Source organism: Vibrio sp. 03-59-1 (genome assembly GCF_013114135.1).
Taxonomy (GTDB): Bacteria; Pseudomonadota; Gammaproteobacteria; order Enterobacterales; family Vibrionaceae; genus Vibrio; species Vibrio cortegadensis.
Genome location: NZ_VTYA01000007.1, coordinates 166261 through 178973, shown reverse-complemented (window position 1 = coordinate 178973; position 12713 = coordinate 166261). Strand labels below are relative to the sequence as shown.

Genomic DNA, 12713 nt, shown 5'->3' with positions numbered 1-12713 from the left:
CTTTGATGGTATTAACGCAGTCGAGCTAACACGACATTCTGATCTAAATTTTCTTGGTAATCAGTGTAATCAAAACCTTTATCAAATATGTATTCGGTGATTAAGGTTCTTGCGGTATCCACCAGCGTTTTACCGCTCCAAGGTTTTTCAAAATATTGATTGATACCTGCCGAATTAATGGCAGTTATGGTGTCTGAATGCGTCGCCTGCCCGGTGAGCAGTATCTTCTTCGTCTCTTTGAAACGACTATCTTGTGAAATTTCGCTCAGTAATTCGACGCCCGTTTGACCCGGCATAACATGATCTGAAATGATCAATGCGATAAACTCACCAGATGCATCGAGATCATCCATCAACTCAAGTACTTCTGCTGCCGATTCACAATCTTCAATATTTATCCAATTTGAAAGGGAATCTAAATCTTGCAGAACTGCACTCAGGACTTCACGCTGGTCGTCCACACAAATTAGGTTAAGCTTCTCCATAATCGCCCTCAATTGGTAATTTAATTCTAAAAATTGTTCGGCTCGAATCGCTTTTTACTGCAATTGTGCCACCGTATCCGCTGACTATTCGTTTAACAATCGATAGCCCTAACCCCAAACCAAATGACAAGCCACCCTTTTTAGTAGTGAAATTTGGTTGGAAAATTTTTCTACGTGTAACTTCATCGATTTCAGGCCCATTGTTTGAAATCGTGATTAATATTTTTTGGTTACTGACTCGCGTTTGTATATCAATTTCAGGCTCATCAGTATGGTTCATTGCATCACAGGCGTTCTTCATTAAGTTTGCCCAGACTTGAACTAACTCCGTCGATGAACCTTTAAAACGAGGTAAAGCCGCTGGGCTCATTCGTACTGAGACACGCCGTAGGTCACTTTGTAGCAATGACACCGCTTTGTTGATGCTATCGTTCACATCAAACAGCTCTTCGGTTTGCACATCGGCACGGCCAAGTTGCTTCACCGATTTAACGATTCCAACGGTATGACGCGTAGCTAACCGCATATCATGCAAATCTCGTCCAATTTGCCAATATTTAACCGCCTGCTCAGGGTTACTTAACCAATGTGACGACAACACATCTTCTGGCACTGCGCGAGCGAGATCTTTTGCGAGGCTTTTGCTCAAACCATATTGTTGCTCAAAGTGTTTGCCTCGTTTTCTTACATCGGACGAAGCACTATTTTGTCCATGCACCAATCCATAATCAAAAAAGCCACTCGCCTCTGGGTGAACCTCTTCGAGTAACTGGATCACCACATCTTCCAGCCTTTCTGATTTACTGCTCACCACACCAATCGCATTATTCAGTTCATGAGCGATACCTGCGGCTAACTGACCTAATGTGGTCATTTGCTCCGCAGTATTTAGCTTCTGCAGTGCCTTCTCTTTTTCTACCGCTTCTTGTGTCGCTCTGCGCTGTCGCCGAGAAAGTTCGTCCACAATAACAGGAGCAAACTGAGCACTAAGCGATCCAAAAGTCTCAGGCTCAACTTCTTCGGTATCTCTGTCTATCCAAGCCAATTCCACATCGGTTTTGGCTCGGACTGTGGATGAAGCCACCCAACTACCAGAAAAGAAACTATGTACACCAATAAATGCTTTCTCTGTGGCCGTAAAAATATGGGTTTGTTTGTTGGAACCTTCTTCTTGGAAAAAACCTTCTAACTCACCTTTGCAAACATAATAGAGGCGCTCGTTATGCCCATCTTGATGGATGATAACGTCTCCACTATTGACGATAAGTCGACGCTCAGAATTACAAAAATAGGCATCGATTAACCGATCTAATTTAATTTCGTACATAACCTATCTCAACTACTTGGTCAGACACTCTTAGGCATAAGCCCACTTTGGCATAAACGCGCTTTGGTATAAACGCACTTAGACGTAAGGAGATACATTAACCAATATGACCAACAGCATGGAGGATCCAAACCATAATGAAGCTTAGTAGAACCCCTGTTACACCAAGAATTACACCTATTTTTGCCATGTGATTGCTTTGTACATGACCCGTAGCATGTGCCAACGCATTCGGTGGCGTACTAATTGGCAACGACATTCCAAGTGAAGCAGCAAAGGTCACAACAAGAATCAATGTAATCTCACCACCAAGTGGCGTTAAAGAGGCCATAGAAGATCCTAAAGCAGCCATTATCGGCATCAACAAGTTGGCCGTTGCGGTGTGCGACATGAAATTCGCCATCGCTAAGCAGAGGAATGCCGCACCAAATAGCACAACATAAGGTGAATATTCATCGAAAGGTATGCTATTCACAATCAACCTCGCGAGCCCTGTTTGATCTAATGCTAACCCAAGAGCAATACCACCAGAAACGAGCCACAACACATCCCAAGATATCTTCTTCAGATCTTCTTTATTGATAATGCCAGTAAGCGAGAATATCGCGACGGGGATAAGCGCTACGGTGTAAGAGTTCATTCCGTGAGCCGAGCCCATTAACCAGAGAATGATGGTGGTCGCGAAAGTGATATAAACCAAAATTGCTTTCGGTGTTTTAAGGAACTTGCCCTTAATGTTTAGTTCAATGCTTTGTTGCTCTGCTTTAAACAAGTGGCAAATCAGAAACCATGCAAGAGTCATCATAATCACCACGAATGGAACCCCAAACACCATCCACTCTCCGAACGTGATTAGGTTATCGCCGACTAGATATTTCAAGGCAATCGCATTTGGAGGCGTTCCGATCGGCGTTCCGATACCACCAATATTAGCAGCAACAGGAATACAGAGAGCAAACGCAATTCTTCCTGGATCTTTTGGCCCGAACAGCGCGATGACTGGTGTTAAAATTGAGAGCATCATTGCCGTCGTAGCAGTATTCGACATAAACATTGAGAAAATGCCTGTGATCAGCATCAATCCAAGCATGACAAATTTAGGGTCGTGACCAAACGGACGCAATAGTACTCTTGCTAAATTCACATCTAAACGATATTTGGTTGCCGCCATCGCCAAGAAGAAACCACCTAAGAAAAGCATGATGATGGGGCTGGCAAAGGTTGCCATTATTTCGTTGTACTTTAGCAATTCACCGAAATGGGGTTGCCCTTCTTCTAATCTGAAAAAGAAAATGCCTTTGTTCGATAGCATCAAAAGCTCAAGCACAATAATCACCACCGACGTGGCGTAAATAGGGATTGGTTCGAATACCCAACATAAAGCCGCAAGCAAAAATATTGCAATGACTCGTTGCTGTATGATCGTCATTCCCTCAAAAGGGAAAGCGGAAAGCGGTAACACTAGAATAATAAAAGGAATTAAAAGTGGGATTATATACTTGGTGTATTGGCGCATAATACGGCTGCTCTTCCTGAGATTAATAGATTCAGATGCCAAGCTCACTCACAATTACGGGAGGCTCATGACATCCAATATCTCTATTATGTTGCAGTCCATATGAAAGATGTTTAGCGTGAGATCAAATAATATAAGTTTCGGTAACATTATTTATTCAGTATGTGACGTTGCAACTCGTCGATGTTCTGAGTAAAAACAGCAAGTTACACAAAAGCAACTCACGAGAAACATATTGGCAACCTATGATAGTTCTATTTACAGTCAAACGAGAAAATCTTCAACTTTGATCGCAGTTTTGATCACTCTTGTCTTTGACATTGAAATTTAAGAAAACCTCACGACCGCCGACGATCTCTTGGTTAGAGTGTTGAGCAGTATTCCAATTTGTTGTTTGTTCCAGATCTGATGGGGATAAGATTACCAATTGGGGGGGGGTAAGGGAGAGTTAAGGGAGGGTTAACGCTTAAAAATGAATCCAAAAAAAACCGAACCACAATGGGCTCGGCATATTAATATCATTCAACTGTTGGTCATTTGAGTCATAAAGTTACGTACGTTCACCTAATCTTACTTTACCTTTAGAATCGAACCACAAGGCTTCATTTCTTCGGCGACCGAGGAGAATTGGGCCATCATCATAGAATAAAAAGTTTTTCCAATGCTTCTTGAATATTGACCACTTGGTTTCCAAGATATTGTATTTTTCATAGCAGAAGTACACGGTCACATCATCTTGCCAATCAATATGAGCTTCAACGCCTTCTGGTAAATCTGCCTCATCGGATTCCCATGCAAACATCCAATCTACTTTATCAGACCAGTTTGAGTCTTTACTTGGCCAGTCTTGTGAGCTGAACCTTTCCGCATCGGGACTCTGTGGGCTAATATTCTCTTTCCAGAACTGCGCTGCTCTAGATTGAGTCATAGGCTTGATCAACGCTAAATCCTCTTCAGGAACGGGCATTGATTGATGAGTAAAAATCCATTTTCTTTGGTATTCATCCAAAGTTGTGTAAGACATCAAAATTCCTCATTTATTCGGCTTTATAGTGCCATATTCATAGCATCTTTAAGTAATGTGCTATGTGCCATATCCAATAGATAGGCCTTTAAATTGGTTCAATACTGGCGTGCGATAGCAATTATTCAGCGCGCCAATTAGGGTTAATTAATGACATCAGGTTATGGTCTTCCCACTTGTCATTAATTAACAAATAATCTTTTGCAAACCCTTCGCGTGTGAATCCCAGTTGTTGTAAAACCGCTTCACTGCGTTGATTGCGTGGCATGTAACCTGCCATTATTCGATGCATATTCTGAACATCGAACATATAGTCACAAGCCATTTTTAGGGACTTTCTCATGATCCCACGACCTTGATTATTCGCATCGAGAGAGTAACCGACATTGCATGCGTGAAACGGAAATCGAGACAGGTTACTGAAGGAGATCGTCCCTAACATCTCTTCCGTTTTGGCGTCGGTAATTAAGCAGTAATAACCTAAGCCCATTTTGTGCAGTTCATGCAACTTAATGAGCTTTTGAGCCCAACCTTGAACAGTAAAAAATGCCGCTTCTCGCTTGGGTTCCCAGCCACGAAGATGCTCTCGATTTTTGATAAAATAATTGCTGATTAAAGTCGCATCGGTCGGCAGAGCGGTTCTTAAAAGAATCTCACCATCATTTTTATGCAACTGAAACGTAGAGCTGAGATCATCCATTAGCTCTTCCTAATGCCATAATCACGTAGTTTATTGGCAATTGACGTATGCGATACATTCAAACGCTTCGCTAACTTACGACTTGATGGAAAAGATTGATACAGGCGCTCTAAAATTTGTGATTCGTAATCTTTCATAATGTCATCAAGCGAACCATCAATATTCAGTGACGCTACATTGGAACTTACAGGATCCATTTGAGGAAGGTTAAAGTGCTCAATGCTTAATGTATCCCCAGACATCTCTGTGAGCGCTCGAAGTGCCATGTTATCGAGTTGGCGCATGTTTCCAGGCCATTGATAATTAGCAAGCTGCTCAATCAGCTCATGGGCAATATCGGGTTTAACCATTCCTAACTGCTGGGCGTATTTTGCTGCAAAAAGTTCCAGCAAAGGCGCAATATCATTCGAACGTTCACGCAGCGCTGGTATCGATAATGTAAGCACATTCAGGCGATAGAATAGATCTTCACGGAAAGTGCCCGCTTCGGCTAAATCGGCCAATTTATGCCTTGTAGAAGCGATGATGCGGACATCAACATGCACCTCAAGCTCTTCACCGACACGGCGGAATGTACCATCTTGCAAGAAACGCAGTAACTTGATTTGCAAATGTGGGCTCATTTCCCCAATTTCATCGAGGAATACGGTGCCGCCATTCGCCTGTTCAAAGATGCCTTTATGGCCTTGTTCATGGTTAAACGAGCCCGGCGCATGCCCAAACAGTTCCGTTTCAGCAACATCATCAGGCATAGAAGCGCAGCTCAATACCAAGAATGGGCATGAAGAACGGTTGGAGCGGTTATGGCACGCTTTGGCAAGCATCTCTTTTCCGGTACCGGTTTCGCCTTCGATCAGCAGAGGTTGATCAAGCATCGCCAGTTTTTTCGATTGACTCATCAAGGCTTTGTGACGGTTTGAAATTCCAACGAAATGCTCGAAGCCTAAGTTATTCTGTTCAGGTAAGGTTTCATTGATCGTTTGACTCTGCAACCCAGAGCGAATCGTCATTACCGCACTGGCTAGCATTGACTCATTTGAATCGCTGCTGAGATAAACAGGCATGATTTCGAGATTGTAATCCAGGCCACCTAGAACGATTGTTTGGCGCTGTCTTGCAATATTACCTTCAATCCAACGAGAGAAGTTGAAGCTTGGGATGAGAGTTGAGATAAATTCGCCAAGCATTTCCGTTTCTGTTTTTGCAAACAGCTTCAATGCCGCATGGTTTGCCATATCAACGGACCCTTTCAGATCAATCGCTAAAACAGGATCAGGTAAGTTTGCCAATAAGGCGATCAGCTCAGTGTTATGTCGTTCACTTGGCATGAATTGAATCTTTTTGACATCTTTTACGCCTGTAATTCTGCGTATTTCTGTCATCAATTCACTAAAAGTATCAAAATCAATGTCTGGGCAATTTAGGTAGATGATTCCCGTCACATCGATTTCGATTCCTCGTAAATCAATGCTTTTCGTCGCTAAAATATCAAGTAGCTCACGGGTTAAACCAAGTCGATCTTCACAAGAAACTTCTAAACGCACAGAGTAATCCTAAGTAGAGGTGTCAGGAAATGTTGACAGTAGTGTGAATTAAGCTCTGTGTGTCGTCAAGCCATCAAGCCCCTGTTTTCATAACAGAGGCGGCTTTTTCTCTTATTTTATACCAACAGTTTGCACCTTATTCACGATTTGCTTGCGGATGGTTGATAAACGTACAGCTCGATCTTTTTTCCATGGGATTGGTCGAAGCAGTGACATTGCTTTGATCCCTAGCCTTGCTGTTAGGATTCCGACACCGATACCTTGACCCGCGCGTGCCGAAACTTTTCCCGCTAAATCCATAGACAGCAGATCCATACTTGCATCAACAGCCAACTCACTCGCGCCCGCTGCCGCCATATTGATCAGAACCAATTTGAACAGTTTCACTCGCGACCAATAACCTAGCTCAACACCATAGATATCCGCTAATTTGTCGATCATCTTAAAGTTTCGCCAAGCTACAAGTAGCATATCAGCAACCGCCAGTGGGCTGATCGCCACCAATAACGCCGCCTCACCTGAGAGCTGAGACACTAATTTGGTCGCCTGCTTATCTTGTTGAGCCACTACCATGGCATCGTACATGTCGAGAACTTCTGCATCACTGTGCGCGGGGTTAATACTGTTTATCCATTTATCGTAAGCTGGGCTCTCCGTTGCAATGCCTCCCTCTTTCGCTAACGACTGACAAAAACTTTTTCCTTTGCCGACGCTATCACTGGCCAGTAAAGTTTCGCTCTGTTCTTGAATACTGAAATGAGCTTTAAGTTTACGTAGCTTCCATAGCTCTTTGCCGATGGCTCCTAAACCCAAAGAGGCAATACCCGCAATGAATGACGCCCAACCTAATGCCAACCAATCGGCGGTTTGAATCGCGACGATGACCGTATCAATGGCCTGCCAAGCGACAAGCCCTGAAAATGCCGAAACTAATGTTGTTGCAATCCAACTGCGTGTTTTACTTGGTCTTATAACACGCTCTAATTGATCTTCGCTTTCTATTAGCGACTCGTTTTCATTATCCTCAACCGTTGTTGGGATGAAGGTTTCCGCTGATTCAAATTGCAACTGAGCGTTCAGTTCTGGGGAAGAGGATGAGTCCGCTGACTCTTGCTCTTTTTCTACTGAACCCAAAGGTTGATCAAAGACTTGCTTCGTTTTTAACTCAATCATTTCAATTTATCTCCAATCAAATACTCTAAAGCTTTATCCAGTCTTAGATGCTTACAGGGTTCATCAGAGCTCGATTCCATTGGTCTAAAGCTGGTAAATTCAAAACCATTCGTGTCCCAAAATGCGCTATTAGGTAATTTTTTAGGTACATCACCCGGGAACATGGTCATTGGAACGCCGTCTACCGTGGTTCCTTGTAAAGCTGGAACGTTGGTTTGGCCTGATGAGATAAAACCTGTCGAGGTCGCTTGCACCGATGCAATGCTCATACAGCTCATATCAATATGTTCAAACGCTGCATTTTGCCACGCTGGGTGTACCATCTGTTGTAACAACGACACTAAGTTAGGGTGCTGTTCTGGTGTTACGTGATCGGCCTTGGTAGCGGCAAACAATATTTTATCAATCCTTGGCGAAAAGAGACGCTTGAGCATGTTACTGCGCCCGTATCGGAAGCTTTTCATTAACTGCTCTAACGCATGGCGCATATCATGAAATGAATCGGCCCCTGCATTTAGTGGTTGTAAGCAATCCACCAAAACGATTTGACGATCAAATGTTGAAAAGTGATGTTTATAAAATGCTTTCACGACTTTCTGTTGATACTCTTCATAACGCGCTTTAAGCATCGCATATTGACTTGTTTTGCTAACCTTGCCCTGCTCTTCTTCGCTAAGTTGCAACGGAAAAAATTGCAGCACTGGCGCACCTTCTAATTCTCCTGGAAGGACAAACCGCCCAGGTTGTACCCAATGCAAACCGATACCTTTACAAGCATGCAAATAAGAGGTGTAACTCTCTGAAATTTCAGCAAGCTGTTTTTCGTTGGCTTCATCTTGTGCTGAAAATGCTTCAAGCTGTGTGAGCCAATTCTGGGCTAAATCTTTACGACGACCTTTCAAAGCCTCATATTGCGTTTGGCTCCACTCTTCAAAGTTCATATCGAGCAAAGGTAAATCCAGTAGCCATTCACCCGGATAATCGACAATATCTAAATGTAACGTCGCGGATTTACCCAGTAATTTCTTACTGCGTTTCTCCGGTGCATATTTCAACGCTAAGCGGATTTCACTGACATCTCGGGTTGGTGATGGCCATGCAGGAGGCGTTGCATGTAGTGATTCCATCGCGTCATCATAAGCAAAACGGGGGATCATCATATTGGTTTGTGGTACACGCTTAGCACCAATTAAACGCCCGTCACGAGCAGCTGACAGTAATGGTAAGTTTTGATGCGTAGAAGTATGCAATAGCTGATTAACCATTGAAGTGATAAATGCCGTTTTACCCGCTCTAGACAAGCCAGTTACCGCTATGCGTAAATGGGAGTCCATTCCGCGATGGATCAAATCATTCATCTCTTGGGTTAATCTTTTCATTCAACATACTCCAGTAATTATTCGCTAAGAGTATGCAATATCAAACATTAATGCTAGATGAACGAAAAAGCCTCCGAAAAAATCAGAGGCTTTATAGTCGTTTCTACCAGTTTACAGCAAAAATCCGCTAGTCTTCTTCGATCAATTTATAAATCACAAAAAGTGCAATCTCAAGCAGCCCAGCCAATACCAGAGCAATAGTAATGTATTTATCGTTGAATATTGAAATACCATGAAGAATCAAATCATATCCAACAAACGCACTGATAATGATCAGTACCGCTAGCTGAACGAATTGAATAAAACGAGTCATAAAAGCTCCTGACTTTTGTTGTGAATAAAGGCTGAAAAAGCAATAGCCCTTGAGGAAAACGAATTAGGAGCCAGACTCAGACATCAAACCGACTCCTAATTAAAACGTTATGCGTTGGCTTCAGCGATTTTAACTTTCCATGTATCTGGGCCAATTTGGTGTGCATTCGCGCCCGTTGAATCAACGGCTACGGTCACAGGCATATCTTCAACTTCAAATTCGTAAATCGCTTCCATACCCAAATCTTCAAAAGCAACCACACGCGCTTTCTTAATCGCTTTAGCAACCAGATAAGCCGCACCGCCGACTGCCATTAAATAGACCGCTTTATGATCTTTAATCGACTCAACGGTTGCAGGCCCGCGTTCTGCTTTGCCTATCATACCCATGATACCCGTTTCATTAAGCATCATATCGGTAAATTTATCCATTCGTGTTGACGTTGTAGGACCAGCAGGACCCACAGCTTCATCACCGACTGCATCTACAGGACCTACGTAGTAGATAAACTTACCTTTGAAGTCGACACCTTCAGGTAAACCTTCTCCACTTTCTAGCATGCCTTGAATGCGCTTATGAGCAGCATCTCGACCCGTTAAGATTTTGCCTGACAAGAGCACGGTTTCACCCGTTTTCCACTCTTGTACGTCCTCTTTTGTTACTTCATCAAGATTTACACGTCGAGTATTTGCGCCTGCTTCCCAAGTGATGTCTGGCCACTCTTCAAGTTTTGGTGGCGTTAACTCGGCAGGGCCGGAACCATCGAGAGTGAAATGAACGTGACGAGTAGCAGCACAGTTCGGAATCAAACACACAGGTTTTGAAGCAGCGTGAGTCGGGGCAGTTTTGATCTTAACATCGACTACGGTGGTTAAACCGCCCAAGCCTTGAGCACCAATTCCCAGTTTATTCACGCGATCAAAGATATCTAAACGCAGCTCTTCTTCTGCATTTTGAGGTCCACGTTCAATGAGTTCATGAATATCGATATGTTCCATCAGAGATTCTTTTGCCAATACTGCTGCTTTTTCAGCCGTACCGCCAATACCTATGCCTAACATGCCCGGTGGACACCAACCCGCTCCCATTGTAGGTAAGGTTTTTTCCACCCACTCAGCAATGTCATCCGATGGGTTTAGCATCACCATTTTGGTTTTGTTTTCGCTACCGCCGCCTTTTGCCGCGATTTGAATTTCTACTTTGTCACCCGGCACCATATTGATATGAACAACCGCCGGAGTATTGTCTTTGGTGTTGATACGCTTGCCCGCAGGATCCATTAAGACAGAGGCTCTCAATGGGTTATCTGGATTGAGGTATGCTTGACGAACACCTTCATCAACCATTTGTTGGACAGTAAGATCGGTGGTTTCCCATGTTACGTCCATGCCGATATTGACGAAACAAGTCACAATACCTGTATCTTGGCAAATTGGGCGGTGCCCTTCTGCTGACATACGGGAATTAATCAAGATTTGAGCAATCGCATCCTTTGCTGCTTGGCTCTCTTCTTTCTCATAGGCTTTTTCTAGTGCTTGGACAAAGTCTAGAGGGTGGTAATAAGAAATATATTGAAGTGCGTCAGCGACACTGCTGATCACATCTTGCTTGCGAATAACCGTCATTGCATGCCTCTTTTAATAGTTCTGCTTCCTAATAATACCACTTGTTAAATTCTCATTATGTTGAGCTATTTATTGTCAATACATCTGAACAGATAGATACAGTTGACTTATGTATGAGGAATCAACGAAGTAGCACCTTTGATATGATTTTATGATACTCTTGCTTTCCTTCACAAGCCATGCAGTGATTGAACTCTTTGTCACAAATTAAACAAATGAATAACGAAACGCACCAAATCCAAATAAAGACGATTACCTATCAGCCCGATCTTGCTAAGCAGTTGTTTTCTCTCATTGAGGCTCAACCTTGGGCAATGCTGCTACGTTCTGCCTCAACTGAGCATATTGATAGTCGGTTTGACATCTTAGTCGCCCAGCCGATTGCGACACTGAAAACCAAAGGTGAGATCACTGAGGTTCAGCGATTAGACCAAGGCTATTCTTCAAACGAAACCATTCAATCGACGGATGACCCATTTTCACTCCTTAGCCACTATCAAAACCTTTTGTTGCCTTCACAAAGCTGTGAGCTTGATGTGCCATTTGTGGGTGGTGCGCTGGGTTACTTTAGTTACGACTTGGGCAGACGAGTCGAAAGTGTCGATAGCATAGCAGTACAAGATATTGATTGTGCGGATATGGCTGTAGGTCTATATGAATGGGCGGTTATCGTCGATCACAAAGAGAGTAAAGCTTACGTTATTGGACTGAATGTCGAGCAACATTGGCAGTGGTTGAACCAACAGGTACCTGACTCCTCTGACCGATCTCCGTTCAAATTAACTGCACCGTGGCAGTCAAATATGACCAAAGCGACTTACAGTGAAAAATTCCATCACGTTCAAAATTACTTGCTCGCGGGTGATTGCTACCAAATCAATTTAGCCCAACGTTTCTGTGCCCCTTATCTAGGCTCTGAATGGAATGCTTATCAGAGTTTAGAAGCGTTTAACTTAGCACCGTTTTCTGCCTTTATTCGCACCGATGAAGCAGCGATTATCAGCGTATCTCCAGAGCGATTTTTAGAATTAAACCAAACGAAAATAGAAACGAAACCAATTAAGGGAACTCGCCCTCGCTCTAAGGATGAAAAGCTTGATCGTGAATACGCGAATGATCTTGCCCATGCGGAAAAAGACCAAGCAGAAAACCTTATGATTGTGGACTTGTTGCGTAATGACATTGGTCGCGTAGCCAAACCCGGCACGGTGCACGTACCTAATTTATTTGATATTGAAAGCTTTCCGGCGGTCCACCATTTAGTGAGCACCATTCGCGCAGATTTGGATGCTCAATACCAAGCGGCTGACCTATTACGAGCCTGCTTCCCTGGTGGTTCGATTACTGGCGCACCGAAAATTCGAGCCATGCAAATCATTGAAGAACTCGAACCTCATAGACGCTCTGTGTATTGCGGCAGCATTGGTTATATCAGCCGCCATGGAAGAATGGACACCAGTATTACTATTCGAACTTTGGTCGCTGAAGATAATATGATTTACGCATGGGCGGGAGGTGGCGTGGTTGCAGACAGCCAATGCGATTCCGAATATCAAGAAACGTTAGACAAACTATGTCGAATTCTGCCGATTTTAACTGAGCTCAATGCCGACCAGTAAAGCTCAAA

The 12713-nt window shown here is 43.4% G+C and carries 11 protein-coding genes; 1 reads left to right on the top strand and 10 read right to left on the bottom strand.

The window, feature by feature from the left end:
- Positions 1–11 precede the first annotated feature (11 nt).
- From F0249_RS09320 to F0249_RS09275, 10 genes are all read right to left on the bottom strand, one after another.
- On the bottom strand, positions 12–485 hold the full coding sequence (locus tag F0249_RS09320) for a response regulator (RefSeq protein ID WP_113797234.1): 474 nt from the start codon (positions 483–485) through the stop codon (positions 12–14).
- Positions 472–1812, bottom strand: coding sequence for a sensor histidine kinase (locus F0249_RS09315; RefSeq protein WP_017054265.1), 1341 nt, complete (start codon positions 1810–1812; stop codon positions 472–474). The genes F0249_RS09320 and F0249_RS09315 overlap by 14 nt, the downstream gene beginning before the upstream one ends.
- Before the next feature lie 97 nt (positions 1813–1909).
- On the bottom strand, positions 1910–3328 hold the full coding sequence (locus F0249_RS09310; RefSeq protein ID WP_017054266.1) for a DASS family sodium-coupled anion symporter: 1419 nt from the start codon (positions 3326–3328) through the stop codon (positions 1910–1912).
- A gap of 550 nt (positions 3329–3878) precedes the next feature.
- Complete coding sequence (locus tag F0249_RS09305) at positions 3879–4352, bottom strand: DUF2947 domain-containing protein (protein WP_171756481.1); 474 nt, start codon at positions 4350–4352, stop codon at positions 3879–3881.
- Positions 4353–4473: 121 nt separating this feature from the next.
- Positions 4474–5052 (bottom strand): GNAT family N-acetyltransferase, encoded by a 579-nt coding sequence (locus F0249_RS09300; protein WP_171756480.1) that lies wholly within the window; start codon positions 5050–5052, stop codon positions 4474–4476.
- A complete protein-coding gene (gene tyrR / locus F0249_RS09295) occupies positions 5052–6596 on the bottom strand; it encodes a transcriptional regulator TyrR (RefSeq protein WP_171756479.1) in 1545 nt (514 codons plus the stop codon). The genes F0249_RS09300 and tyrR overlap by 1 nt, the downstream gene beginning before the upstream one ends.
- 111 nt (positions 6597–6707) lie before the next feature.
- The gene (locus F0249_RS09290; RefSeq protein WP_171756478.1) at positions 6708–7769 is read right to left on the bottom strand and encodes a YcjF family protein; all 1062 of its coding nucleotides are present in this window, start codon (positions 7767–7769) and stop codon (positions 6708–6710) included.
- Positions 7766–9148 (bottom strand): YcjX family protein, encoded by a 1383-nt coding sequence (locus F0249_RS09285; RefSeq protein ID WP_171756477.1) that lies wholly within the window; start codon positions 9146–9148, stop codon positions 7766–7768. Before F0249_RS09285 ends, F0249_RS09290 begins: the two co-directional genes overlap by 4 nt.
- 127 nt (positions 9149–9275) lie before the next feature.
- Complete coding sequence (locus tag F0249_RS09280; protein WP_017053929.1) at positions 9276–9461, bottom strand: hypothetical protein; 186 nt, start codon at positions 9459–9461, stop codon at positions 9276–9278.
- A gap of 107 nt (positions 9462–9568) precedes the next feature.
- Positions 9569–11086: a fumarate hydratase gene (locus tag F0249_RS09275; protein ID WP_113797249.1), complete on the bottom strand. Its 1518-nt coding sequence runs from the start codon at positions 11084–11086 to the stop codon at positions 9569–9571.
- A 215-nt stretch (positions 11087–11301) separates the two neighbouring features.
- On the opposite strand from F0249_RS09275, the gene pabB reads away from it, so the two are divergent.
- Positions 11302–12705 (top strand): aminodeoxychorismate synthase component I, encoded by a 1404-nt coding sequence (pabB, locus tag F0249_RS09270; RefSeq protein WP_171756476.1) that lies wholly within the window; start codon positions 11302–11304, stop codon positions 12703–12705.
- The last annotated feature ends 8 nt before the right edge of the window (positions 12706–12713 follow it).

Coding starts and splice junctions, on each gene's coding strand:
- F0249_RS09300 (WP_171756480.1), bottom strand. CDS start 5,052: ATGGATGATCTCAGCTCTACGTTTCAGTTGCATAAAAATGATGGTGAG.
- pabB (WP_171756476.1), top strand. CDS start 11,302: ATGAATAACGAAACGCACCAAATCCAAATAAAGACGATTACCTATCAG.
- F0249_RS09320 (WP_113797234.1), bottom strand. CDS start 485: ATGGAGAAGCTTAACCTAATTTGTGTGGACGACCAGCGTGAAGTCCTG.
- F0249_RS09305 (WP_171756481.1), bottom strand. CDS start 4,352: ATGTCTTACACAACTTTGGATGAATACCAAAGAAAATGGATTTTTACT.
- F0249_RS09290 (WP_171756478.1), bottom strand. CDS start 7,769: ATGATTGAGTTAAAAACGAAGCAAGTCTTTGATCAACCTTTGGGTTCA.
- F0249_RS09315 (WP_017054265.1), bottom strand. CDS start 1,812: ATGTACGAAATTAAATTAGATCGGTTAATCGATGCCTATTTTTGTAAT.
- F0249_RS09275 (WP_113797249.1), bottom strand. CDS start 11,086: ATGACGGTTATTCGCAAGCAAGATGTGATCAGCAGTGTCGCTGACGCA.
- F0249_RS09310 (WP_017054266.1), bottom strand. CDS start 3,328: ATGCGCCAATACACCAAGTATATAATCCCACTTTTAATTCCTTTTATT.
- F0249_RS09285 (WP_171756477.1), bottom strand. CDS start 9,148: ATGAAAAGATTAACCCAAGAGATGAATGATTTGATCCATCGCGGAATG.
- F0249_RS09280 (WP_017053929.1), bottom strand. CDS start 9,461: ATGACTCGTTTTATTCAATTCGTTCAGCTAGCGGTACTGATCATTATC.